The sequence below is a fragment of the Parachitinimonas caeni genome, from assembly GCF_030129945.1.
Taxonomy (GTDB): domain Bacteria; phylum Pseudomonadota; class Gammaproteobacteria; order Burkholderiales; family Chitinimonadaceae; genus Parachitinimonas; species Parachitinimonas caeni.
The window spans coordinates 90,476-113,267 of record NZ_JARRAF010000008.1 but is presented as its reverse complement, the minus strand read 5'-3'; the positions used below and the strand labels follow the sequence as shown (position 1 = coordinate 113,267).

At 54.7% G+C, this 22,792-nt stretch carries 25 protein-coding genes; 12 read left to right on the top strand and 13 right to left on the bottom strand.

All coding sequences use genetic code 11. The annotated features are described in order from the left end of the window. Window positions 1-226 precede the first annotated feature (226 nt). A complete protein-coding gene (nadB, locus tag PZA18_RS09215; RefSeq protein WP_284100536.1) occupies window positions 227-1,804 on the top strand; it encodes an L-aspartate oxidase in 1,578 nt (525 codons plus the stop codon). A gap of 351 nt (window positions 1,805-2,155) precedes the next feature. On the opposite strand, the gene PZA18_RS09210 is transcribed toward nadB, so the two are convergent. The 3 genes from PZA18_RS09210 to PZA18_RS09200 all read right to left on the bottom strand — a co-directional run bounded on the left by PZA18_RS09210 (window position 2,156) and on the right by PZA18_RS09200 (window position 4,439). Next, complete coding sequence (locus PZA18_RS09210) at window positions 2,156-2,830, bottom strand: alpha/beta hydrolase (RefSeq protein WP_284100535.1); 675 nt, start codon at window positions 2,828-2,830, stop codon at window positions 2,156-2,158. Continuing rightward, window positions 2,823-3,413 carry a DNA-3-methyladenine glycosylase I gene (locus PZA18_RS09205; protein ID WP_284100534.1) on the bottom strand — a complete coding sequence of 197 codons (591 nt, stop codon included), beginning with the start codon at window positions 3,411-3,413 and terminating at the stop codon, window positions 2,823-2,825. The genes PZA18_RS09210 and PZA18_RS09205 overlap by 8 nt, the downstream gene beginning before the upstream one ends. Before the next feature lie 471 nt (window positions 3,414-3,884). Then, the gene (locus PZA18_RS09200; RefSeq protein WP_284100533.1) at window positions 3,885-4,439 is read right to left on the bottom strand and encodes a glycine zipper 2TM domain-containing protein; all 555 of its coding nucleotides are present in this window, start codon (window positions 4,437-4,439) and stop codon (window positions 3,885-3,887) included. A gap of 573 nt (window positions 4,440-5,012) precedes the next feature. Here PZA18_RS09200 and PZA18_RS09195 point away from each other — a divergent pair. Beyond that, window positions 5,013-6,152 (top strand): ABC transporter substrate-binding protein, encoded by a 1,140-nt coding sequence (locus tag PZA18_RS09195; protein ID WP_284100532.1) that lies wholly within the window; start codon window positions 5,013-5,015, stop codon window positions 6,150-6,152. A 919-nt stretch (window positions 6,153-7,071) separates the two neighbouring features. Next, the gene (locus tag PZA18_RS09190; protein WP_284100531.1) at window positions 7,072-7,743 is read left to right on the top strand and encodes a GntR family transcriptional regulator; all 672 of its coding nucleotides are present in this window, start codon (window positions 7,072-7,074) and stop codon (window positions 7,741-7,743) included. A gap of 85 nt (window positions 7,744-7,828) precedes the next feature. Here the strand turns inward: PZA18_RS09190 and PZA18_RS09185 are convergent, their stop codons facing one another. Continuing rightward, window positions 7,829-8,044, bottom strand: coding sequence for a hypothetical protein (locus PZA18_RS09185; protein ID WP_284100530.1), 216 nt, complete (start codon window positions 8,042-8,044; stop codon window positions 7,829-7,831). Between the two features lie 284 nt (window positions 8,045-8,328). On the opposite strand from PZA18_RS09185, the gene PZA18_RS09180 reads away from it, so the two are divergent. Continuing rightward, window positions 8,329-8,979, top strand: coding sequence for a YggT family protein (locus tag PZA18_RS09180; RefSeq protein ID WP_284100529.1), 651 nt, complete (start codon window positions 8,329-8,331; stop codon window positions 8,977-8,979). After that, a complete protein-coding gene (locus tag PZA18_RS09175) occupies window positions 8,976-9,257 on the top strand; it encodes a DUF167 domain-containing protein (RefSeq protein WP_284100528.1) in 282 nt (93 codons plus the stop codon). Before PZA18_RS09180 ends, PZA18_RS09175 begins: the two co-directional genes overlap by 4 nt. Window positions 9,258-9,265: 8 nt before the next feature. Here the strand turns inward: PZA18_RS09175 and PZA18_RS09170 are convergent, their stop codons facing one another. Beyond that, window positions 9,266-9,691: an FxsA family protein gene (locus tag PZA18_RS09170; RefSeq protein ID WP_284100527.1), complete on the bottom strand. Its 426-nt coding sequence runs from the start codon at window positions 9,689-9,691 to the stop codon at window positions 9,266-9,268. Between PZA18_RS09170 and cutA the strand changes: the two genes are divergently transcribed. The 3 genes from cutA (at window position 9,690) to PZA18_RS09155 (ending at window position 12,447) form a co-directional block, all read left to right on the top strand. Continuing rightward, entirely contained in the window at window positions 9,690-10,046 is a 357-nt protein-coding gene (cutA, locus tag PZA18_RS09165) for a divalent-cation tolerance protein CutA (protein WP_284100526.1), read from the top strand. The two genes, PZA18_RS09170 and cutA, sit on opposite strands and share 2 nt — an antisense overlap. 28 nt (window positions 10,047-10,074) lie before the next feature. Further along, complete coding sequence (gene dsbD, locus PZA18_RS09160; protein WP_284100525.1) at window positions 10,075-11,853, top strand: protein-disulfide reductase DsbD; 1,779 nt, start codon at window positions 10,075-10,077, stop codon at window positions 11,851-11,853. Window positions 11,854-11,919: 66 nt separating this feature from the next. Beyond that, the gene (locus tag PZA18_RS09155) at window positions 11,920-12,447 is read left to right on the top strand and encodes a TlpA family protein disulfide reductase (RefSeq protein ID WP_284100524.1); all 528 of its coding nucleotides are present in this window, start codon (window positions 11,920-11,922) and stop codon (window positions 12,445-12,447) included. Between the two features lie 73 nt (window positions 12,448-12,520). On the opposite strand, the gene PZA18_RS09150 is transcribed toward PZA18_RS09155, so the two are convergent. Then, the gene (locus tag PZA18_RS09150; protein WP_284100523.1) at window positions 12,521-12,841 is read right to left on the bottom strand and encodes an ArsR/SmtB family transcription factor; all 321 of its coding nucleotides are present in this window, start codon (window positions 12,839-12,841) and stop codon (window positions 12,521-12,523) included. Window positions 12,842-13,110: 269 nt separating this feature from the next. Here PZA18_RS09150 and gpmI point away from each other — a divergent pair, with 269 nt between their 5' ends. The 4 genes from gpmI (at window position 13,111) to PZA18_RS09130 (ending at window position 18,348) form a co-directional block, all read left to right on the top strand. Further along, a complete protein-coding gene (gene gpmI / locus PZA18_RS09145; RefSeq protein WP_284100522.1) occupies window positions 13,111-14,643 on the top strand; it encodes a 2,3-bisphosphoglycerate-independent phosphoglycerate mutase in 1,533 nt (510 codons plus the stop codon). After that, on the top strand, window positions 14,640-15,938 hold the full coding sequence (locus tag PZA18_RS09140; RefSeq protein ID WP_284100521.1) for a peptidoglycan DD-metalloendopeptidase family protein: 1,299 nt from the start codon (window positions 14,640-14,642) through the stop codon (window positions 15,936-15,938). Before gpmI ends, PZA18_RS09140 begins: the two co-directional genes overlap by 4 nt. A 17-nt stretch (window positions 15,939-15,955) precedes the next feature. Then, window positions 15,956-17,434, top strand: coding sequence for a S41 family peptidase (locus PZA18_RS09135; protein WP_284100520.1), 1,479 nt, complete (start codon window positions 15,956-15,958; stop codon window positions 17,432-17,434). 134 nt (window positions 17,435-17,568) lie between these two features. Then, window positions 17,569-18,348 carry a HesA/MoeB/ThiF family protein gene (locus PZA18_RS09130; protein ID WP_284100519.1) on the top strand — a complete coding sequence of 260 codons (780 nt, stop codon included), beginning with the start codon at window positions 17,569-17,571 and terminating at the stop codon, window positions 18,346-18,348. Here PZA18_RS09130 and PZA18_RS09125 read toward each other — a convergent pair. The 7 genes from PZA18_RS09125 to PZA18_RS09095 all read right to left on the bottom strand — a co-directional run bounded on the left by PZA18_RS09125 (window position 18,305) and on the right by PZA18_RS09095 (window position 22,738). Next, window positions 18,305-18,772 carry a DUF2721 domain-containing protein gene (locus tag PZA18_RS09125; protein WP_284100518.1) on the bottom strand — a complete coding sequence of 156 codons (468 nt, stop codon included), beginning with the start codon at window positions 18,770-18,772 and terminating at the stop codon, window positions 18,305-18,307. The genes PZA18_RS09130 and PZA18_RS09125 overlap by 44 nt on opposite strands. A 9-nt stretch (window positions 18,773-18,781) precedes the next feature. Then, window positions 18,782-19,324 carry a peroxiredoxin gene (locus PZA18_RS09120; RefSeq protein WP_284100517.1) on the bottom strand — a complete coding sequence of 181 codons (543 nt, stop codon included), beginning with the start codon at window positions 19,322-19,324 and terminating at the stop codon, window positions 18,782-18,784. A 177-nt stretch (window positions 19,325-19,501) separates the two neighbouring features. After that, the gene (locus PZA18_RS09115; RefSeq protein ID WP_284100516.1) at window positions 19,502-19,879 is read right to left on the bottom strand and encodes a DUF2784 family protein; all 378 of its coding nucleotides are present in this window, start codon (window positions 19,877-19,879) and stop codon (window positions 19,502-19,504) included. A gap of 6 nt (window positions 19,880-19,885) precedes the next feature. Next, a complete protein-coding gene (locus PZA18_RS09110) occupies window positions 19,886-20,341 on the bottom strand; it encodes a hypothetical protein (protein ID WP_284100515.1) in 456 nt (151 codons plus the stop codon). Between the two features lie 121 nt (window positions 20,342-20,462). Then, window positions 20,463-21,344, bottom strand: coding sequence for a 4-hydroxybenzoate octaprenyltransferase (gene ubiA, locus PZA18_RS09105; RefSeq protein WP_308447358.1), 882 nt, complete (start codon window positions 21,342-21,344; stop codon window positions 20,463-20,465). Then, window positions 21,341-21,877: a chorismate--pyruvate lyase family protein gene (locus tag PZA18_RS09100; RefSeq protein WP_284100514.1), complete on the bottom strand. Its 537-nt coding sequence runs from the start codon at window positions 21,875-21,877 to the stop codon at window positions 21,341-21,343. The genes ubiA and PZA18_RS09100 overlap by 4 nt, the downstream gene beginning before the upstream one ends. 66 nt (window positions 21,878-21,943) lie before the next feature. After that, window positions 21,944-22,738: a type 2 periplasmic-binding domain-containing protein gene (locus PZA18_RS09095; protein WP_284100513.1), complete on the bottom strand. Its 795-nt coding sequence runs from the start codon at window positions 22,736-22,738 to the stop codon at window positions 21,944-21,946. Between the last annotated feature and the right edge of the window lie 54 nt (window positions 22,739-22,792).

The window sequence follows — 22,792 nt, the reverse complement described above, 5'->3', positions numbered from 1 at the left end:
TAGTAAGAGTTGGGCAGCTGAAAGCTTTGTCTGTCTATATGCCTTGGCGACGCAGGCCGGCAGTTTAGCGCCAAGTCGATTCAAAACGTGAATTGGAACGTCGCAGTGTGGCCTTTTTGCAATTGATTGCCTCTGGGTGATTCTGATTGTCAGCGAGGCTAAAGGTTCAATCGAAATTGTCTGCTCTGCTATAGTCGGCCCATCTTACGATTGGCAAGGATTTACGATGCACCGTTATGAGGTCTTGATCATAGGGTCTGGGTTGGCAGGAATGACGCTTGCGCTACATCTGGCCGATACCAAGAAAGTCGCATTGGTTACCAAATGTGAGCTGTCGGATGGCTCCAGTAACTGGGCCCAGGGTGGGATTGCGGCGGTGTTGGATAACCATGATTCGATTGAGTCGCATATTCAAGACACCTTGGTGGCAGGGGCGGGGATTACCGATCCTCAAACCACCCGCTTTATTGTTGAAAACGCTAAATCGGCAATTGACTGGTTGATTGAGCTTGGTGTGCCATTTACCCGTGATGAACAGCATGAGACGGGCTTTCATTTGACCCGGGAAGGTGGGCATAGTCACCGCCGTATCATTCACGCGGCGGACGCAACGGGTGAGGCGGTTGTGTCAACGCTGGCTAGCAAGGTGAGGGCGCATCCTAATATCCAGTTGCTGGAACATCGCATTGCCATTGATTTGATCACCGCCCGCAAGCTGGGGCAGCAGGAGAATCGTTGTCTCGGGGCTTATGTGTTTGATAAGTCAACCGATAAGGTCGAAACCATGGTGGCCGATCACGTGGTGTTGGCGACTGGAGGGGCTGGCAAGGTTTACCTCTACACGACGAACCCGGACATTGCGACGGGCGATGGGATCGCCATGGGATGGCGTGCCGGCTGCCGGGTGGCAAATATGGAGTTCATCCAGTTTCACCCGACTTGCCTGTATCACCCTCACGCCAAGTCATTTCTGATTACCGAAGCGGTACGCGGTGAGGGGGGGATTTTGCGCTTGCCGGATGGAACCCGCTTCATGCCGGACCATGACTCAAGGGCTGAACTGGCGCCGCGTGACATTGTGGCGCGCGCCATCGACTTCGAGATGAAGAAGCATGGCGTCGATTGCGTGTATCTGGATATTTCTTACAAGCCCGCCAAGTTCATTACCGAACATTTCCCTAACATATATCAGCGCTGTCTGGAACTAGGTATAGATATAACGCGCGAGCCGATTCCTGTCGTGCCGGCGGCGCATTACACCTGCGGGGGGCTGGTGACCGATTTGCAGGGGCGCACGGACTTGGCCAATCTGTATGCCATTGGGGAAGTGGCTTATACCGGCTTGCATGGTGCGAACCGGCTGGCAAGTAATTCTCTGCTGGAATGCATGGTGCTGGGCCGCGCTGCGGCGGCGGAGATTTTGGCTAGCCAGCCTGCCGCTACCTGCGCAGTACCGGAGTGGGATGAAAGCCGGGTGACCGATCCGGACGAGGAGATTGTGATCTCGCACAACTGGGATGAGTTAAGACGTTTCATGTGGGATTACGTCGGAATTGTTCGTACCAACAAGCGACTGGAGCGTGCGCAGCACCGCATCAAGTTGCTGACAGACGAGATTGACGATTACTACAGCAATTTCCGCGTCGGGAATGACCTGATTGAGCTACGTAATCTGGTGCAGACGGCAGATTTGATCGTTCGCTGCGCCCAAGCGAGGCACGAGAGTCGAGGACTACATTTCAGCAGGGACTACCCGACGCCGGTTGAGCCTTCCGGGCCGACCATCCTGACGCCGGAGCTTTAGGCTCTGTTGACGTTTTGTTTTCGGATCGCGTTTCGTCGGGTTTGGGCCTGCTGCCGCGTAAATGATCTTTTGCTTAGTCCACTAAGCGGCGCGCTTCTCGCCTTGCATCAGGCCCAAATCCGACGAAATCCTGTGTCCCCGCAAGACCGGGGGCATGGCGTCCTAGAGTTCGTTTATTTAGCCTGCTAAACCGCGCTTACCCTGCCTAGCGTCTTCCAAGAACTCGGCCCGGCGCGACCGAAAACCAGACGTCCGCAGAGCTTAAGCGGCGCCGCTGTTCGAGTTGCAAGTGGTGCAGAAAAGAGGCCGGCAAATGCCGGCCTGTGTCTTGGTGCCAATAACTGTTATGTGCTATGCGCCAAGGCGCGCCTTGATCCACTGACCGATAGCCAGGATTTCCGCGTCGTTGACTCCGTGCTGAATCGGGTAGCGATACCACTCCAAAGGATTGCCGAGTGAGGCAACGTGGTTCTTTGCCAGATCGCCGAGCTGAATCGGCACAACGGGATCGAAGTCTCCGTGCGCGGCGAATACCGGCGTCTGGCGATTTGCTGCCGATTGCTGGGATGCGAGCAGCGCAAGGCTTGGAATATAGGTGGAGAGGGCGATGATGCCAGCCAGCTTTTGTGGGTGGGTCAAGCCGACGGTATAAGCCATGGCACCGCCTTGCGAGAATCCAGCAATGATGATGCGCTCACATGGAATTCCCCGCTCGTTTTCCCTCGCAATCAAGGCTCGAATAGCCGTGAGCGAGTCTTGAATGCCGGCTTCGTCGGCGTGGCGATTGATGTCATCGAAACGGATGATGTCGTACCAGGCGCGCATGACATAACCATTGTTGCAGGTGATCGGCATCATCGGGGCATGCGGAAAGACGAAGCGGATGCCCGGAGTGTCGGGCAGTTGGAGGGCTGGGACGATGGAGGCAAAGTCATAGCCATCCGCGCCCAGGCCGTGCATCCAGATGACACTCCATTCGGGGTTGGGACTAGTTTGTTGCTCGACGGCGGCAAGAATTTCAGGCATTGGCAAGTTTCCGGACGGGTTGGTGACGGAAGCAGTCGATGCAGTGATCGTTTACCAGACCGACTGCCTGCATATAGGCATAGATAATGGTTGTTCCCACGAATTTGAAGCCGCGTTTCTTCAGATCTTTCGATATGGCGTCGGAAAGTGGTGTCGATGTGGGGCTGGCAGTGGATTGCGACCAGGCATTTTGAATGGGCTGACCATCGACAAATTGCCATAGATATTGGTCCAGGCTGATTCCGGAATCTCTTAGTTTCAGATAAGCCTGGGCGTTGGCGATGGCGGCCGCAATTTTCAAGCGGTTACGGACGATGCCAGCATTTTGTAGGAGCAGGCTTTGTTGTGTGCCGTCGTAGTGCGCGATTTTCTCGGCATCGAAATGGTCAAATGCTGCGCGATAGGCTTCCCGCTTATTCAGGATGGTTTCCCATGACAATCCTGCTTGTGCGCCTTCCAGTATCAACATCTCAAACAGATGGCGGTCGTCGTGGCACGGAACGCCCCATTCGTCGTCGTGGTACGAGAGGTACAACGGGTTGGCTGGATTGGCCCAGCCACAACGGATTGGAGAAGTGTTCATTGATCGCCCTTTTTGCAAGGGTGTCAGCGTAAGCGATGAGTGGGGGGATTGTCAGCACATACCCACGCCAGCCGGGGTGGCAGATCTGATTGAGCGAGGTTCCGATGAGGTTTTGCTTCCGGTCGCGTCGGGACGAATTGGGGATAGGGCGAGGATAGTTGAGCGAGCGAAATAATCGAACCCTAATGACGCGCTAGCCCAAAGTTCGACCCCGGCTTTGCGTTACGGTTGCCGCAGAGTGGCTTACTGCTAGGGCATTCCCTTGCGGGGACGGAGGATTTCGCCGGACTGGAGTCTGTTGCGGTGTTGACTGTCAGGCTGTAAGGCTTGCATCGCAAGCCTTACAGCCTGTACGTCCAGAAGAAAATCGCCTGACTTATGGCCAATCAGGGTACTTCTTGCCGTGCATCAGGCCCAAATCCAGCGAACGCGATCTGAAGGCAACACGTCAACAGAGCCTCACTGCAGTGGTTAGTTGAGATGTTGTACGGGCGTGTATTGATTGAGTACTAACTGTCCATCCTTGACCGGGATTCGATCGGCAGGCAGATGATCCATTCTGACCATGCCGACATTGCCATCCAGACGGTACTTCACATCGTAACCCACTACCTTTTCCACGGTTTCATTGATGGTCTTGCAGCGCTCTTCTGTGGTGGTGTAGCGATCACTATCCTGCATGCTTTTCTGTATGCGGTTCCCGGCATAACCCCCTCCAACAATCCCTGCAACGGTAGCCAGCTTGCGGCCGTCCCCACCGCCAACCTGATTGCCAAGCGCTCCCCCGAGCAAGCCACCAATTACGGTGCCGGTGATCCGGTCTGAGTCTTTTACTGGGCGTACATGAGTGACCTTCACCTGACGGCATTCCTGATGTGGTTGCTTCTGCGCCACCTTTACCGGGTCCACGCTCACCACATCTGCGAACTCTGGGCCTTTCAGTGCTTTATAACCAGCAGCAGCTCCCACGGATACTACGGCTACGCCACCTGCAATCATCCCAATCAGCATCGACTTGTTCATCATTTCAATTCTCCCTTACGGTCATCTCGACAGGCACCGGTTGGTGCGTTCTATGAAAACGGATTATCCGGATTGAGGCTGAATCGAAACTGAACAATGACATTTGAATTATTGGGTTGCTTGGCAATATGGTCGATCCGAATTTGATGGCAGGAAATTGCTGCATGGCGAGGAAGTGCAAGCCCCGATCTTTCGACGCTTTGTGACCGTATCTCAATCCGTATCTTGGCAGGATCGTCTCCCCCTGCCATGACCGCAGCGCTATACCTGTTAACGCCAAAATTCGAGTTGATAGCGGCGCTGCGTATAGGCTTATTCAAAATACTTGCTTCTTTGTGGTGTGATGGTTTTGACTTACCCACAGAACTTGTCTGGCAGTTCTTGGAGGTTTTGATTGGCAATATTTCACTGATAGTACAACGATTTAATAAATTTCAAGCGCTTGCTTGATGTGTGTATACCGCCCGTCCGGAAGTCAGTGTTTACCGCTATTGCATTCTTGTAATCGGATTTTCTGAGGATTAAGTTTAACAAATCAGAATCAGTGACTTCTTATGGATTGAACGGAGGTATCTTATGAACGCACTACTTATATCTCGTATGTTGCTGGCTGCCTCGGCACTGGCTGGCACTCTGGCTTGGGCAGAGAATGGCGTAACAGCCGATAAGGTTGTCATTGGGCAATCCGCTGCACTGACTGGACCTGCAAAATTGCTTGGCACAGAGATGCGCGATGGCGCGAATGCGTACTTCTCTCAGGTGAATGCTGCAGGGGGTGTAAATGGCAGGACAATCGAGCTGATTAGCCTGGATGATGGCTATGAGCCGGAAAAAGCCGCTGGCAATACCCGAAAGCTCATTGAACAAGACAAAGTATTCGCATTGTTTGGCTATGTGGGCACGCCAACCAGCTTGGCCTCCCAGCCAGTGTTTACCGAGGCGAAGGTGCCATTTTTTGCTCCATTTACGGGAGCAGATGCACTGCGTAGCCCGTTCAATCGCTATATCTTCAATATCCGTGCCGGGTACAGCGACGAGACTGAGAAAATTGTGCGTCACTCTTTGGGCTTGAATCTGAAACGCATTGCGGTCTTTTACCAGAATGACAGTTATGGCAAGGCTGGGTTAAGTGGTGTCGAGCAGGCGCTTGAAAGGCGAGGGATGCAGCTGGCTGCTACTGCAACGGTTGAGCGTAACTCAACCAATGTGAAAGATGCGGTGGCGAAATTGAGCGCCGTGAAGCCAGAAGCAGTAATCATGGTCAGCGCTTATAAATCGTGTGCAGCCTTTATCAAGGAAATGCTGGCTCATGGCGCCTCTGCCCAGTTCTATAACGTGTCCTTCGTGGGTAGCCGGCCCCTGGCAGAAGAATTGGGGGATGAAGGTGCCGGGGTGGTTATCAGCCAGGTGATGCCATTCCCGTTTGAGCAGGTGCAACCTGTGGTACGCGAGTACCGTGCAGCCATGCAGAAATTCCAGCCTAAAGCACAAGTGTCATTTACCAGCCTTGAGGGATTCATTGCTGCGAAAGTGTTTGTAGAAGGATTGCGCAAGGCAGGGCTGAATCCGACGCGTGAGAGTCTGATGGCTGCTTTGGAGAAGATTGATAGTTACGACGTTGGTGGATTCAAGGTGAGCTTCTCGTCACACAATCACAGCCAATCTAAATTTGTAGACCTCACGGTTATCCAGAAGGGTGGGGGGTTCCGTAACTGACGGTAAGCATGTAGCCCTGAGTGTTTTCACACCAGCCGCTCTTGAGCGGCTGGTGTCATTTCAACGCGACAAGTTCTTAATCCTTGACTGATCTTGGGTCATTTAGGCCTAAAGATGTATTAATGTGGAGCTGGCAATGCAGATTATTCAAGCAGAATGATGAATGGCCTATGTAAGCTTGCTAGTGCTGCATGTACTGGCTGCATGATCCAAACGGATAAATAGCGATAGTTGCATGCCTATATAAAGTTAATATGCCGGATGAGAAGTAGAGGGGAGGGGAACAAAATGTTTGGGTGCGTTGAATAGATAGTAGATTTGGCCTATCTCAGTTTGTTGTGAACGTAGAACAAATGATCAATCAGCAGCGATTGGTTCAGCAGTTTTGGCCGCCAAGCGGTGCTTCTCCTGAATTGATTGCCGGGCGCGGCCATGACTTGTGCTGAATACCATGGGTACTAAGGGGCGATGATCCAGTTTGAGTGGCTGGAAGTCAGCAATCGCAGGCTAATTAAGGAAAGACTAATGTATCTGTTTGAAGTTACTTGGGGTTTCCTGGCGCTTGCGGTGAGTTTTGACGGTCAAGGGATGGGAGTGTGGGTGCGGCGCTACTGGTGATTTATTGGCGCGGCAGCCGTCAAGGAGCGCTGAATCGGCTAGGTTCGTACTTGTGTATGGCCTGTGATGCCGTTTTGGAATTTTGGTAATTTATTGATTTATATGGAATTTTCCAAATTTTCCGGCAGTAGCTTGGCTTTGCTGGGTGGGGGGTGTACTTGTTCCAAAAAAGCTGAATGATTATTAGAGATTGCTTAAATTATAGATATTTTCATTCAAGACTTTTCCTTTTTTTTCGTTAAGTTATAATCGGCCCCTTAAGCGACCGTCAAAAATTGACTACATGTGATTGGGGGAGAAAGTGTTTAAGGCAAATGATCCGCTTACCGAGCAGATTGCGCAGTACCTTGGACATCAGATTGTCGTGGGGGATCTTCCTGCGGGCGAGAGAATTCAGGAACTTCGAATAGCTTCCGAGCTTTCGGTCAGCCGTGGATCAGTGCGGGAAGCGTTGCTGATTCTGCAGCGCAGGCACTTGGTCGAGATCCTGCCCAGACGTGGTGCAGTGGTGTCGAGGCTGACAACGGCTGACGTCGAGGCTTTATATGAGTTGTGGCTATTGCTGCTGCAACGGGTGGCAGGGAATATGGCGCGCCATTGGCGGCCGGATGATCTGCCACCTTTCCATCAGCTGGTGCTGGACTTGCAACGGGCGGCAGACAGTGGTGATGTCGAGAGTTTCTACGACACGGGTTCGCAGTTTATTCACAATATGACCGCATTTGCTGGCAATCGTTATGCCGAGCAGGTGCTGTACGACTTGCTGCCAACGGCACGCCGTACTTCCTATATGGTTTTGCGGGCCGGGAAAAGTGAACTGAAGCGGGCGCATGGTTTCTTTGCCGAGTTGATGGCACGGTTTGTCTCTCGGGATGCTGATGGTGCAGTTGCCTTGGTTGATTCCTACGGCAACTATCAGAAAGCGATCGCAGTTGAGGCGGTGCGTATCCTAGATGGCAAAGGTCGCCATTAATGGATTGATGGTGTTGAGACCATGAAAAACAAAAAGCCCGTCGTTTTGACGGGCTTTTTGTTTTGCTGTCTTGTTTGTGTGCAAATCAAAGAGAACTACCCTTGGCAGGCTCGGGCACGCCCCTTAATTCGATAGACTTCGGATCTACCTTTTGCGCGGCGGGGCGTGATTTTCTGGCTAAATTACTGCCCGTTTGAAACTCTGGCTCTTCCTTAAGGTCCAGCTCTTGCCCAGGCTTATAAGCGCAGCCCGCCAGCATTGCCACGCAGAGGGCAGTGACCAATACAGAAATTTTTTTCATGAATCGTTTCTCCGTTTTGCTGTTTGGATGGGGTGATAGGGAGTCTGTGGACCAAGTTTGTCCATGACCTCGTCGGTACTCCCGATGTTCAGCGTCTCCCGACTGACAGGCAACTTTCATCAATTCCTTGAGCCGGGCGGCACCGGGACCGGGAAACAAAGTGTTCTGCATTGGCGGGTGACAGTTGAGCGCTCGGGCGGGGGCATAATGCGCCAAGCCGACAGATTTTGGCAAAGCACAGATCACGTCACCTGTGCATGAAACGATTAGCGCAGGGTTTGCCCTTGAAGGAGGGGTTGGTAGGATGCGCGCTACACAAAAAATACCAACTGGAGAATCGAACGCTTATGCTCGTTGATACCCTGAACTTTCTGATCAAGAACTTGGCAGAGTTTTTTGCGATTTGCCTGCTGCTGCGCTTTTACTGGCAGGTGGCGCGAGCACCTTTCGGGCATCCGGTCGCACAATTTGTCATCAAGTTGACAGATTTTATAGTTGTGCCGGTTCGCAGAGTGGTGCCCAGTGTGGCTGGCTATGACTCCGCTACCCTGTTACTGGCCTATGTTACGGCACTGCTGATGGAGATCTGCCTGATCCTGCTGATGCCGATGCCGGTGAACCTTCTCAATCCGATCGCCGCTCTAGGTATATCCTCTCTGGCTTTATTGGAGTTGATGCGCTTGTCGTTATATATCCTGTTTGCGGCCACCTTGGTGCAGGCTGTTCTGACCTGGGTAAGTCCCTACAACCCGCTTACTCCGCTGCTCAGCCGATTAACAGAGCCCTTCCTGCGCCCGATTCGTAAGTTGCTGCCGACGATCTCCGGTGTTGATCTGAGTCCGGTTGCTTTGATTCTTGCTATCCAGTTGCTGTTGCAAGTCGTGCTGACGCGAATTGAGCTGACGCTATTCAATCAACTCTGGTTTGCACAATGACCTGGTGGCGTGTCGTAGAAGGTGGAGTTCGCCTCAGCCTGCACATCCAGCCGGGTGCCAAGCGTACGGAAGTTGCCGGTTTGCACGGCGAGAGCCTGAAGCTGCGTCTGGCTGCACCACCTGTTGATGGCAAGGCCAACGAGCAGTTGGTGGCTTATCTGGCCGCCCAATTTGGTGTGCCACGCCACCGAGTGAATATCGTCTCGGGGGAACTGTCGAGAAAGAAGCTGGTCGAGATCAGCGGTGTGGCGAGTGCCGCACCGCTGTTTGCCGAATGAAGGCTGGGTCAGTCTAGCGAGGGTAAACGATTTGCTTTAACTGGAGCGGGGTCGACTCTGGAAAAGTCACCCTCGATGATGTCCGAAGTCACCTGCCGTTCGGTGGTGTTGCCGAGTTTCCATGGCAGTAGCAGCAATAGAGCGATGACATCACTGACTGGTCCGGGGAAAACCAGTAGCAAGGCGGCAATCAGACCCCGTGCCACCCACAGCAGGCGACGTATCGGGGCTTCCGAGTGTTTGATTGAGCTATATAGCGCCCAGGCTGTTGCCATGCGCCATTGGCGCAGCAGCACAATGCCGATCAGGGCACTAGCCAAATACCATAGCGCCAAAGCACCTGCACCGATCTGCGATGCCAGGGCAATCGACGCCACTACCTCGGCGACGGGTAAGGCCAGAATGGCCAAAGGAATGAAAGATAAAAATCGCATGTCGTCACCTGATTCTGAATCAATAATCTTAGTACTCTGCAATGTGCCGGATGCCACCTGCGCCGATCTCATCGCTCATCAGCTGGTTGAGCAACAATTGGCAGCCTGCGTGAATGTTTTGCCGCCTGTACGGTCTATCTATCGTTGGCAAGGCAAGGTAGAAGCAGCAACCGAACTGCCTCTGCTGATCAAGACCACCGGGCGTGCATATCCGGCACTACAGTCTCTGATTCTGCAGCAGCACCCTTATGAGGTGCCCGAGCTGATTGTGCTGCCCTTGGTGGACGGCTTGCCTGCGTATTTCGACTGGGTAAGGGCCGAAACGTTTTCCCTGGTTACTCCCACATCCATCTGACCTGACTGCATCGCCCTTGGAGACATTTGTGGCAAGAAAATTCCTGCTTGCGTGCATGACAACGCTAATTTCATTCTGGTCGATGTGGGCCATGGCGGTATCGGAGGCGGAACTCCTCTCGCCCGAGCAAGCATTCAAGCCGACTCTCGGCTGGCTGGATACCAAAACGTTGCACGTCTCTGTAGAGATTGCGGAGGGCTACTACCTTTACAAGGACCGCTTCCAATTTACTGTGGAGGGGGGAGCGACCAAACTGATCCCGCAGTTTCCTCCCGGCAAGGTGAAAGAAGACCCGTACTTTGGCAAGGTCGAAACCTATCGGCATCTGGTGGAAATCAAGCTGGGGGCCGAGTCGGAACTGCCAGCGGGTGGCGTATTGTCCCTGAAGTTGCAAGGCTGTGCCGATGCTGGCGTGTGCTATCCGCCGCAGACCATCAAGCTGAACTGGCAGGCTGGCGCCTCCAAAGTCGGTAGTACTGTCGCCAAAGCGCCTGTGTTGGTGCTGACAGGGAAAGGCCAGGAGTCAGCGCCAGATCAGCTATTCCGCCAAGGGAATTTGCTGGCATTGCTGGGCTTTTTCTTTGTGGCCGGTGTTGGGCTGGCATTTACGGCCTGCATGTATCCGCTGATTCCCATTGTGTCAGGCATCATCGTTGGCCAAGGCAAGGCAGTGAGCAAGCTCAAGGGATTCTCTCTGAGCTTTGTTTATGTGCAGGGTATGGCAATTACCTATGCGGCCGCAGGTGTGATGGCGGCACTATCTGGCTCGATGTTGTCATCGGCGCTGCAACAGCCTTGGGTGTTGCTGGCTTTTTCCTTGTTCTTTGTAGCGATGGCTTTGTCGATGTTTGGCCTGTACGACTTGCAGCTGCCGTCAGCACTGCAATCCAGGTTGAATGACACCAGCAATCGCTTCAGCGGTGGCAAGTGGCTTTCCGTGTTGTTCATGGGGGCCTTGTCGGCACTCATCATAGGACCGTGCGTGGCGCCCCCTTTGGCCGCAGCGCTGGGCTATATCGGGGCCTCCCGCGACGTGGTGCGTGGTGGGTTGGCTCTTTACGTCATGGCATTAGGGCTGGGCTTGCCATTGCTGGTTGTCGGGGTGTTGGGCGGCCATGCCTTGCCTCGTGCCGGGGCATGGATGACGTCGGTCAAAAATGTGTTTGGTGCCATCATGTTGGTCGTGGCGATCTGGATTGCCCAGCCAGTGTTACCGGGGTGGCTGTCCATGCTGGCATGGGCGGGCTTGGCCATTGCGGCGGGTGTTTATCTGAAAGCGTTGGATAGTCTGCCACCACAAGCTTCGGGCTGGCGCCGATTGTGGAAGGCTGCTGGAGTGATGAGCCTTGTGGTCGGTTTGGCCCTGGTGGTCGGCCTGTTGGCCGGCAGTCGCGATCCTCTGCAGCCACTGAAAGTGCTTGGCGGGGGAGGGATGGTAAAGCCTGAGGCAGAGCTCCACTTTCAGCCGATTCGCAGTGTGGCCGAGCTGGATGCTGCGATTGCCGGATCGGCAGGCAAGCCCGTCATGCTCGATTTTTATGCCGACTGGTGCGTGTCCTGCAAGGAAATGGAGCGGTTTACCTTTACTGACCCCAAAGTGATTGCGGCATTACGCCCAGCCGTGCTGCTCAAGGCAGACGTCACTGCGAATTCCGATGCCGATAAGGCGCTGCTGGCTCGCTTCGGCTTGTTTGGCCCACCCGGCACCCTGTTTTACGACAAAGCGGGACAGCTGCAGTCCAAGCGAGTCATTGGCTTTGAAGAGCCGGAAGCATTTTTAACCAGCTTGCGCGCTGCAGGACTTTGATGGACTGGTGCTTTTGGCACATTCTGGCGAACTAAGTGTGTAACGGACTTGGACTGTGATTGAAGAATGAAAAAAATCTTGATGATGTTGGCTGTCGGGGCTTTTGCAATGGGACTGGGCACAACGGCAGCCGTTGTACTGCGGGACAAAGCGGCGACTAAGACCGATTCGTCCGCTGCGACCAAAATCTGGCAGCAGAAGTTTGCCGACTTGGCGGGTAAGAAGCAGGATTTGTCCCAGTGGAAAGGTAAGCCATTGGTGCTGAATTTCTGGGCTACCTGGTGTGCACCCTGCCGTGAGGAAATGCCCGAATTCATGGAATTGCACAAGCAGTATGAAAAGCGGGTCGGATTTGTCGGCATAGCGATCGACAACCCGGCGGAAGTGCAAAAGTTCGTGAAAGAACTGAAGATCGAATACCCGATTCTATTGGGAGAACAAGATGCGCTAGACCTGATGCGGGCCGAGGGAAATCGCGTTGGCGGGTTACCCTTTACGCTGATTTTTGATGCGAAGGGGAATAAGGTTGCTGTCGTAGCTGGTCGATTGACCAAGGCCAAGCTCGAAGCTTATCTGAAACCGCTTGTGAGCTGACCGCCAAAACAAACAGCCTCAAGCGCGTGAAGCATTGAGGCTGTTCAGTGACTATCGGTGTAGTGGGTCAGGCTCATTCGATAAAGCCGCAGAACACATCCCGCATCATGCCGACAACTGCCAAGGTTCTGGTATCTCCGACCCGGTAAAAGACGCGGTTGCCATCTTTACGGGTTCGGAGCACACCGTTTTCCCGCAAGCTTGCAAGATGTTGGGAAATATTGCTTTGGGTAGTCCCAACCATTTCCACAATTTCCTGGACAGATAACTCCCCCAAGCCCAGCACACAGAGAATCTTGAGTCGGAGAGGATGCGACATTGCCTTCATCGCACGCGATGCTTGGGCAATCTGTTCGTCGTCATTAATCAAAAAATGATCTGGTTGCAAATCCATTGGGGGGTAGCGTAGGCGGGAAGACTAAGACCGGCTCTCCAGAGAGCAGCCTGCCAAAAGATGCTGATAGAATGTTAGCCGCTTCGTTGCATTGCGGCAACGGTGGTTAGTGTAAAGCATATTATTATGCACTTTTGTTGCTTGTCTTCCTATTGGCAATTGCCCAGATAGGCGTCATGCCAAATGTCGGTAGCGATACCATCTTGGCCAGCACCGTTCGGACTTGCCTCAATTTTCCGGTAATCAAAGCTAACTTGCCCTTCTGACTCATGACGACTGTTCGCCCTGTACTACTACTGATACTTGATGGATTCGGTCACCGACTGGATGGTGATGACAACGCGATCCTGCATGCCAGAAAGCCGAATTGGGACAAACTCACGGCACGTTATCCCTACACTGCCATTAATGCATCAGAGCGTTTTGTGGGTCTGCCGGATGGCCAGTTCGGGAACTCGGAAGTCGGCCATCTTAATATTGGTGCTGGCCGTATTCTGCAGCAGGATATCAGCCGTATTGATTGTGACGTCGCAGAGGGAACCCTGAGGCGTAATTCCGTTCTTGCCCAGGCAATTGAGGCCAGCAAAGGGCACAACACCCTGCACTTGTTCGGATTGTTGTCGGATGGTGGCGTGCATAGTCATGAAAACCATATCCATGCGTTGATCAAGGACGCCCATGCAGCGGGTGTTGCACGTATTGCGGTTCATGCGTTTCTGGATGGCAGGGATACCCCGCCTCGCAGCGCAGAGGTTTACTTGCAACGGCTGCAAGCCGTTTGTGATGCATGCCCCGGTGCAGGCATCGCATCGGTTGTCGGGCGCTATTTTGTGATGGATCGCGACAAGCGATGGGAGCGAGTGGAGCCCGCATATCGCCTGATCGTTGAAGGAAAGTCAGCGTTTCATGCCGACACCGCACTGGCTGCGCTGCAGATGGCTTATGAGCGCGGCGAGAACGACGAGTTTGTGCAGGCTACAGCAATAGGCGAGCATTGCCCCTTGCAGGATGGCGATGTTGTAGTGTTTATGAACTTCCGTGCAGATCGGGCTCGTGAAATCTCGATGGCAATCAATGACGTGCAATTTGAAGGATTTGCCCGACCCATTCGCCCCAAGCTGGCCATGTACGCTACGTTGACGCGTTATGCCGAGGCCTACCCCTATCCGGTCGCTTACGAAAAAGAGAAAGTCCGCAATAGTTTTGGTGAACACCTGGGACAATTGGGGCTCAAGCAGCTACGCATCGCCGAGACCGAGAAATACCCGCATGTCACCTACTTCTTCAGTGGTGGCGAAGAGAAAGAGTTTCCTGGGGAAGACCGCATTCTGGTGCAATCCCCAAAAGTGGCAACTTACGATCTGCAGCCGGAAATGAGTGCCCGGGTGGTCACCGACAAGATTGTTGAGGCCATTCAGTCTGGCCAATACGCAGCCATCATCTGCAATTACGCCAACGGCGATATGGTTGGGCACACCGGGAACTTTGCAGCCGCCGTGCAGGCCGTCGAAGCGCTTGATGAATGCGTTGGTCGTTGCGTCGAAGCGATGCAGGCTGCAGGCGGCGAGGTGCTGATTACGGCCGATCACGGTAATTGCGAAATGATGTTTGATGCCGCATCGGGGCAGGCCCATACCCAACATACGACAGATCTGGTGCCATTCCTGTATATCGGACGACCTGCCAGCCTTGCCCCAATGGGTGAAGGTGCCTTGAAGGATGTCGCGCCAACCCTGCTGGCCATGATGGGCTTATCCCAGCCTGCGGACATGACCGGTCATTCGCTGATCCGCTTCGAGTGAAGATCGCACACTACCTGTTGGCTTGCCTGATAGCGGGCGTGTCCCTGCCTTTGTTGGCGGCTGGGCAGCCTGAGGAAAATCTCGGCAAGTTGCGAGAAGAAATCGACAACCTCAAGCATGAATTGGCCGAGAGTGAGGCGAGCCGGGAAGAGGCGATTGATGCGCTGAAGTCCTCTGAAAAGGCGATCAGCGAAGCAAACCGGGCCTTGGCCAGCCTGCATTCGCAGCAGTTGGAGGCCGAGTCTGAGTTATCCCGAGTCAGGACAGACATTAGCAGGGCGAAGGCGGATATTGACTCAAGCCGTGATCGCATTGGCCGTTTGCTTCGAGCTGAGTACCGGGCTGGGCGATATGAAGCGCTGAAGTTGGTGTTGCAGCAAAAAGACCCCAACAAGATCTCACGTGATTTGCGTTATTACCGCTACCTTGCTCAAGCCCACCAACGCATCAGCAAGCAGCTGGAAGAGCGTCTGAGTCAACTTACCCCGCTTGCCGAAACGTTGAAACTCAAGACGGCAGAGTTACAACAGATTGCGGAAGAGAAACAGAAGCATAAGGGAGAGCTGCAGCAGGAACATCTGGCCCGCCAGACCACCTTGACCCGGATTGCCGCCGAGATCGATGCGCGCCGTAGCCAGATTGCGCGTTTGCAATCCGATGAAAAGCGGCTGACCAACCTGATCGAGCGCCTGAACAAACTGATCCGTGATCGTGAAGCCAAGGCGGCCAAGCCATCGCCCGCCAAACCATCCGCTTCTTCCAAGCCCGATACCAAGCCAGATCCTAAAGTTGAAACCCGGCCGGAAACCAAGCCCGATAGTCGGCCCGTGGAAACTAAATCAGAAAAGCCGGTCGAAAACAAAGGGTCTGCGAGCACACCAGAGGCAGCGCCGGCAGATGGTGTTGAATTTGCAGGTCTCAAAGGCCGACTGACCTTGCCATTGAAAGGGGCGCTAGTTGGCAAATTTGGCGCACGCCGCAGTGAAGGTACAGTCTGGAAAGGTGTGTTTGTCAAAGCCGGAGCGGGTCTGCCCGTCAAATCGGTGGCGTCGGGGCAGGTTGTATTCGCAGATTGGTTGCGAGGCTTTGGCAATATGCTGATCGTCGATCATGGCGACGGCTATATGACGATTTATGGCGCGGCTGAAAGCCTACTCAAGGAAGTGGGTGAAAAGGTCAAAGCCGGCGAATCGGTCGCAACGTCGGGAAACAGCGGCGGCAGCGCAGATTCGGGGATATACTTTGAATTAAGACATCAAGGCAAACCGCTTGATCCACTATCGTGGGTGAAGTAGGCGCGACAGAGGACACAATGAATCCACGTTTTCAAAAACTGCTATGGCTCAGTACCGGCGTCAGCCTCGGAGTGGTCGTGTCGGTGGGTTTTACCGCCATCGCACAGAAAGAGACGACGGGGCCGTTGCCGCTTACTGAATTGCGGGCCTTTACTGAAGTTTACGGCCGTATCAAGCAAGACTATGTCGAGCCCGTCGATGACAAGAAGCTCATTAACGAGGCAATCAACGGCATGCTGGCAGGGCTGGACCCGCATAGTTCGTATCTGGATGCCGAAGCATTCAAGGAGCTGCGCGTATCCACTTCCGGTGAATTCGGAGGTTTGGGGCTGGAAGTCAATCTGGAAGATGGCTTGGTGCGGGTCATCACCCCGATCGAAGACACTCCGGCTTTCCGGGCGGGTGTGAAGTCTGGTGATTACATCATGAAGATTGATGACACCAATGTTCGTGGCCTCAGTCTGAACCAAGCTGTCACCAAGATGCGTGGTAAACCCAATACCCCCGTGACGTTGACAGTATTGCGCAAGGGAGAAGGCAAGCCCCTGACCTTTACCCTGACACGCGCCATCATCAAGGTGCAGAGCGTCAAGGCTCGCATGCTGGAGCCTGGGTTCGGTTATGTACGGATTACCCAGTTCCAGGAGCACAGCACGGAAGACTTGGTAAAAGCGCTGGAAAATCTGAGCAAGGAAGCCAAGGGCCTGAAAGGGCTGGTGCTGGATCTGCGCAATGATCCGGGTGGGGTGCTGAATACCGCGGTTGGCGTTTCCGCTGCCTTCCTGCCGGAAGGTTCTTTGGTCGTTTATACCGAAGGTCGTACACCCGACTCGAAAGTTCGGCTCAACGCCACACGTGAAAACTACCAGCGTGATAATAACCGGGCCGATATTCTGAAGAGCCTGCCGAAGGAAGCCAAAACGGTGCCGATGGTGGTGCTGGTGAATGGAGGCAGTGCCTCGGCGTCTGAAATCGTGGCGGGGGCTTTGCAGGACCACAAGCGCGCCGTTGTTGTCGGGACCCAGAGTTTTGGCAAGGGTTCGGTGCAGTCGATTCTGCCGATTGGGCCAACATCCGCCATTAAATTGACGACGGCGCGTTACTTCACACCGAGCGGTCGTTCGATCCAGGCCAAGGGGATTACACCGGACATCATCGCCGAGGAAGCGACCGTCAACGGCGTAAACCCGGATGCTTACCGGTTGCGCGAGGCAGATCTTGAGCACCATTTGGAAAATCCGAATGGCGAAAAGACCGATAAGGCAACTCAGAAAGCTGACGATAAAAAGCCCGATGCAGTAACGCCACCAGCTGCCTTGACACCTGCCAAGCCTGCCGCCAAGAAAGGCGAGAAGCGCGGCAAGGGAGATGACGCGGCCGAAGCTGATCGCGTGGATTACCAGCTGCAACAGGCACTTAATGTTTTGAAGGTACAGCAGATTTTGCTGGCCAAGCCACAGGCTCAGCCAGCGGCTGCGACGGCGTCAGCCAAATAAGTTTGCGACATTAATAGCCAGATTTATTTTTTTGAGGGGATGCGGGAGGCGCTCTTGCTTTCGCTTCCACACTCAAACTGGAAACTCACCAACGCCGCATTCTGCGGCGTTTTTCTTTGCAACAAGGAAATTTTATGTCTGTTTGTGAGCTACCTGATTTCTCCGATGAAAGCCTGCTGCGCTACAGCCGGCACATCCTGCTGCCTGAGGTGGGTATTGAAGGTCAGCAGGCTATTGGGGCTGCGCACGTTCTGGTTGTCGGCATGGGGGGGCTAGGCTCGCCGGTAGCGATGTATCTTGCTGCGGCCGGGGTGGGGCGCATGACGATTTGCGACGATGACACCGTAGAGCTGACCAATCTGCAAAGACAGATTGCGCATCATCAAGCGGATTTGGGACGGCTCAAAGTGGAGTCGGCGGCGGCTGAAATTGCACGGCTGAACCCGGAGGTCCAAGTAGAAGCATTGGCTCGTCGCGTTTCAGACGAGCCTTTGCAGGCATTGGTGGCGGCGGCGGATGTAGTGGTCGATTGTTGCGACAATTTCCCAACCCGACACGCTCTCAACGCGGCGTGCGCCCGAATGGCCAAGCCCTTGGTGTCTGGGGCGGCGGTGCGTTTTGATGGCCAGCTGAGTGTCTTTGACCTGCGGCATGCAGAGAGCCCCTGCTACCACTGCCTGTTCCCCGATGACGGGGGCGAAGCCAACGATGGGCCATGTGCCACTTTCGGAGTGTTTGCGCCACTCGTTGGCATTATTGGCAGCATGCAGGCAGCAGAGGCGTTGAAGCTGCTGGCAGGTATCGGCGAATCGCCAGTGGGGCGCTTGCTGACGCTGGATGCGCGCTCCATGCAATGGCGTAGCCTCAAGTTCAAGCGCGATCCGGATTGTCCGGTTTGCCTGCAGCGTCCTTAGTCAGTGGCAGAGCGGCTTCTGCATGCTCGGCCAAAGCGCCTTCGATGTCGGAGAGCAGAATATTCAGTGCCTCGCCGGACATCCAGATCTCGATGATCGACAGCGCTAGCGATATCAGCATCAGTACCAGGCTGATGGCAAAGACGCCGGGTGCGATTCTTTCCAGCCTGGCCAGAATCAGGAACATGTCGAGCACGCACAACAGCATGCTCGCCACGCCAAGCGCCTGCATGCCCCGGATCAACTGGACGCGTCGTCGCAGATTGGAGATCTGGCGCACGATCTTGGCATCTGGCGTTGTCTGGTAATCGCGGTACAAAGTGCGAATGACACTCGATAACGCCAGAAAGCGGTTGGTATAAGCCAGTAACAGCAGCGAAATGGCCGGGAACAGCAAGGCAGGTACGCTGATCGAAAAGTCCATGAGTTCGACTCAGGGCTTGCTGGCTTTGGTTAACTGGCGCAAATCTTCCACAACCTGCTTGGCATCTCCCTTGGCGTTAACATCAGTGTAGCGACGCACAATCTTGCCGTCAGGGTCGATCAGAAACGTGTGGCGCTTCGAGAGCTTGGTCAGGCCGAGATTGATCAAGGTGCCAAATAGCTCGGAGACTTTGCCATCCTTGTCTGCCAGCAACGGAAACGGCAGATGGTTTTTCTGCGCGAATTGTGCGAGGTCGGCAGCGTTGTCGGTGCTGACGCCCATGACCTCTGCGCCCAGAACTTTCAGCAGGGCAAATTCATCGCGAAATCCGCAAGCCTGGTCGGTACAGCTGGGGGTATCTGCCTTGGGATAGAAATAAAGTACTAGCCACTTGCCCTTGAACTCTTCAGCGCTGCGGGTTTTGCCATTCTGGTCAGACAGCGCAAAAGCAGGGGCAGCTTGCCCGACGGTCACGGCACCCAGTGCCGGGGCGCTCACCAGAACGGCGGCGGCCAATGGTGCAATCAAGCGTAAAGCGAATGGAAATGTCACTTCAAACTCCGAAATGGTTGTGGGGGGGATATAAGCAATCTATTCGGGCTAGGGGCTGTTGACGTTTTGTCTTCGGCCTGAAACAAAACGTCAACAGGACTTGGCCCCCGGTTGCGCGGCTCCGGCTTCTACTCTGACTTGTAGACTGGCAACAAGTGCCCGCACTGGTCGCGGTATTCAGACGCGGGAGGCTTGTTTGGGAGACTGTGGTGGTACCAGTACCCAGGTCACGATACTGACGAACAGCCAGCCTGTGTAAGCCAAAGCGAACTCCCATGCGGACAGCTGCAGGCCGAACAGGGTATCCGCCCAGCGGGAAATCATCCCGCCCGGCAGAATGGCTGCCAGCAGGTAGCGCTCCCAGGCAGTTATCGGCCACAACAACCCCATCAGCGTTTCGATAGTGATAAAGCCAGTTACCCCGATGTGCAGAACACGAAGGCCGAAATGACGGACACCTCGCCATTGCAAGGTTGCACCGACCCACGCCACGGGCGGGAGGATGGCAGCAAACATCAGTAGCAGGGCATGCAGGGACTGGACCAGATCTGACATTGTTGTTTAGAGCTTGGGGATCGCGCTTAACTCGATGATTGGCAGATCATCATAGAAATTGCGGGCGATCAGACTGAGTGCAGATTCTGGCAGCAACTCAATGGCGGTCTTGCCTGCATGGGCTTCCGGGTCGTCGCACAACTTGATGAACTGCTCGGCCACGGCCTCGTCGCCAAAATACTCTTTGACGTTCTTCTGGAATTGCTGTTCGGCATAATCGCGTTTGACACGCAGGCGCCGCACTTCGTTCAGGAATGGGCCATTTTTATCGGAATACAACACAGCGCCCAGGCCATCTTCGCGACCACTCAGAAGGTAGCTGGTCAGCAAGGTGTCTTTCAGATACACCGACTTTACGAAGTGATCGAAGGCTTCTTCCGGGCTGTTGGCGTCGATAATGCAAGAAACGTCGTCTTCTGCGCCAGGCTCGTCGAGGATCAGATACTGCTTGGTTGTCATCATGTCACCAGATTGGTCTGTGTAAGAAAGGTGTCGAAAAGGAGTAATGGGCTGTCCGGATTGGCGTGTTGAAGGCTAAGTTTTTTCTAGAAATTAGATAATTATTCCAAAACGTCAACAGCGCCTAGTAAAAGCGCATCAGGCCGTAGTCGCAGACCAGCCCCGCAAATACCGATGCTCCAATCCAGTTATTGGCCAGAAAGGCTTTGAAGCACGCTTGGCGCTGGCGTCCGCGAATCAGGCGGTATTGCCAGACCACCTGGGTCGCGGCGATTGCCAACCCAGCATAGTAAAACCAGCCGCGATGCAGGTAGATACCGATGGCCAGCAGGTTGGCAAAGAACAGGACAAAGCACAGCATGACCGCTGCGACATCAAAGCGGCCAAAGGTAATGGCAGATGTCTTGATACCGATTTTCAGATCATCGTCACGATCGACCATCGCGTACTCGGTATCGTAGGCGACGGTCCAGAAAACATTGGCCAGCAACAGCCACCAGGCTATCAACGGAACCTGGTACTGGATAGCAGCAAACGCCATGGGGATGCCGAACCCGAAAGCAATGCCCAGATAGGCTTGCGGGATGGCCAGAAAACGCTTGGTAAACGGATAACTGGCCGCTAGCACCGCGGCGGGAATCGACAGCCAGATTACCAGCCGGGGCAGGGGAAGAATCAGCAGGAAGGCGCAGAGCGTGAGACCGGCGGCCAGCAGCAAGGCTTCCTTGGTCGAGACCCGCCGAGCGGCCAGTGGTCTGTCTTTGGTGCGCTCAACGTGCGGGTCGAAGTCACGGTCGGCGTAGTCGTTGATGACGCAACCTGCAGAGCGCATAAGCACCGTGCCCATGATGAAGATCCACAGCGTCAGCCAGGCTGGTACGCCTGCGGCTGCAATCCACAGCCCCCACAAGGTTGGCCACAGCAGCAGCAGAATGCCGATGGGGCGGTCGAGCCGCATCAGTTTTTCATATAGGGACAAGCGTTCGAGCAATGCAGATCGATTCATGCAACCTCCCGGCGGATTGCCGGTAAAAAGACTTCTGTTACCAGTAGTCGTGCAGTTCCCAGCGAGAATAACGAGCGCCGCGCCCACAGCACGGAAGGCAGGGGGCCGGCGGCCTGCGCAGCTTTGCGCCATAGGGGATGGCGTCGGTCGATACGGCACCAGCTGAGCGGATGGCGGGTGATCTGTGGCTTGGCAAACAGGGTTGCTCCGAGAGGGCGGGTGCCTTGCCGTGATAGCAGGCGGAAGCCATGACGCAAGGCATCATGGCCGGCAACCGAGTGGGCAAACACCAGTGGCGTGTCACCAGAGAGCAGTAGAACTTCGCGACAAAGGGTGCGCTGAGGCCGCTGCATGCCGATTTCGCCAAGCTCATCAGCGTGCGGCCGAGACCAGCCCTGATGAAGCAATCTGACGTGGACATCGGGAAAGTGGGCCTGCAGGCGGGCCGTCAGCGACGCCTGGTGCTGTAGCCAGGGGTGAAGACGGCGAGGCGCCTGGCAAAGCGGCTGGCGCCAGAGGCGTCGTGTATACATGGGGCGCAGACAGTGGGCAAAGCCGCGATTATGCCAGATGCGGCCTGGCTGGCTGCGGCTGGGCTGTCAGCTGGCCGGCAGTTCAAGCTTGATATTGCGGCGCTCGCTCAGATTCAGGCTTCTGGCAATGGGCTCCAGATGCTGCTTGTAGAGCCGGTCATAGACGCCATTTTTCATGGCTTGCGGCAAGGCGGTGTTCAAGGCGTCGATCAGATCGCGCCGGTTGCGGGCGATGTAGTAATGAAAGTCTGCCGGGTAAGTCAGCATCAGGCGCGGCTCAATGATCAGATTGCTATGCATGGCTGCTTCTCGCCCGATTTCATTGGCGCCGCGTGGGAAGTAATCGATACCGCGCATCTTCGAGGCAACCAGGCGGAACAGATCATTCCATTCGCCATTGTGCTCATAGGTAGGTAGTCCATTGGCCTTCCAGATGGCGATATCTACCCACCCGCCGCCAAAACCCCCCACCATGCCGGTCCGCTTGAAATCCTCCAGAGAGTTGATCGACGCGAAGCGGCTTTCTTCTCCTGGCGGGATCAGTAGGATGCGCGTGCCGATCAATCCGCGTGTCAGCGGCTGGTTGATCCGGGTAAAGCGAGCATCCCGCTCTGCGCTCGGGAGCATCCACAGCAGATCAATCTTGCCGCTTTCCAGAAAAAGGTAGGAACGCTTGTGGCGGGGAATATCGACGCCATTGAGGCTGACATTGTGCCCGGCAGCCTTGAGTGATTCGACCAGCAGCTCCTGAAAAAACTGATGGCGCCCATCTTCACTGACCGGAAAGTTGATGCTGAGGTTGGCAGCCCAGGCGCTGGAAGCGCCCAGGCTTATAAGCAGGAGGCTGGCAAGTCGTTTCATATTCAACTCGTGCCAAATCAGATTGCATGACGAGTCAAGTATAGACGCCGGCGC

Excerpts from the sequence above, each read along its gene's own strand:
- nadB (WP_284100536.1), top strand. The coding sequence starts at position 227 with ATGCACCGTTATGAGGTCTTGATCATAGGGTCTGGGTTGGCAGGAATG.
- PZA18_RS09210 (WP_284100535.1), bottom strand. The coding sequence starts at position 2,830 with ATGCCTGAAATTCTTGCCGCCGTCGAGCAACAAACTAGTCCCAACCCC.
- PZA18_RS09205 (WP_284100534.1), bottom strand. The coding sequence starts at position 3,413 with ATGAACACTTCTCCAATCCGTTGTGGCTGGGCCAATCCAGCCAACCCG.
- PZA18_RS09200 (WP_284100533.1), bottom strand. The coding sequence starts at position 4,439 with ATGATGAACAAGTCGATGCTGATTGGGATGATTGCAGGTGGCGTAGCC.
- PZA18_RS09195 (WP_284100532.1), top strand. The coding sequence starts at position 5,013 with ATGAACGCACTACTTATATCTCGTATGTTGCTGGCTGCCTCGGCACTG.
- PZA18_RS09185 (WP_284100530.1), bottom strand. The coding sequence starts at position 8,044 with ATGAAAAAAATTTCTGTATTGGTCACTGCCCTCTGCGTGGCAATGCTG.
- PZA18_RS09175 (WP_284100528.1), top strand. The coding sequence starts at position 8,976 with ATGACCTGGTGGCGTGTCGTAGAAGGTGGAGTTCGCCTCAGCCTGCAC.
- cutA (WP_284100526.1), top strand. The coding sequence starts at position 9,690 with ATGTCGTCACCTGATTCTGAATCAATAATCTTAGTACTCTGCAATGTG.
- PZA18_RS09170 (WP_284100527.1), bottom strand. The coding sequence starts at position 9,691 with ATGCGATTTTTATCTTTCATTCCTTTGGCCATTCTGGCCTTACCCGTC.
- PZA18_RS09155 (WP_284100524.1), top strand. The coding sequence starts at position 11,920 with ATGAAAAAAATCTTGATGATGTTGGCTGTCGGGGCTTTTGCAATGGGA.
- PZA18_RS09150 (WP_284100523.1), bottom strand. The coding sequence starts at position 12,841 with ATGGATTTGCAACCAGATCATTTTTTGATTAATGACGACGAACAGATT.
- gpmI (WP_284100522.1), top strand. The coding sequence starts at position 13,111 with ATGACGACTGTTCGCCCTGTACTACTACTGATACTTGATGGATTCGGT.
- PZA18_RS09135 (WP_284100520.1), top strand. The coding sequence starts at position 15,956 with ATGAATCCACGTTTTCAAAAACTGCTATGGCTCAGTACCGGCGTCAGC.
- PZA18_RS09130 (WP_284100519.1), top strand. The coding sequence starts at position 17,569 with ATGTCTGTTTGTGAGCTACCTGATTTCTCCGATGAAAGCCTGCTGCGC.
- PZA18_RS09125 (WP_284100518.1), bottom strand. The coding sequence starts at position 18,772 with ATGGACTTTTCGATCAGCGTACCTGCCTTGCTGTTCCCGGCCATTTCG.
- PZA18_RS09115 (WP_284100516.1), bottom strand. The coding sequence starts at position 19,879 with ATGTCAGATCTGGTCCAGTCCCTGCATGCCCTGCTACTGATGTTTGCT.
- PZA18_RS09110 (WP_284100515.1), bottom strand. The coding sequence starts at position 20,341 with ATGATGACAACCAAGCAGTATCTGATCCTCGACGAGCCTGGCGCAGAA.
- ubiA (WP_308447358.1), bottom strand. The coding sequence starts at position 21,344 with ATGAATCGATCTGCATTGCTCGAACGCTTGTCCCTATATGAAAAACTG.
- PZA18_RS09100 (WP_284100514.1), bottom strand. The coding sequence starts at position 21,877 with ATGTATACACGACGCCTCTGGCGCCAGCCGCTTTGCCAGGCGCCTCGC.
- PZA18_RS09095 (WP_284100513.1), bottom strand. The coding sequence starts at position 22,738 with ATGAAACGACTTGCCAGCCTCCTGCTTATAAGCCTGGGCGCTTCCAGC.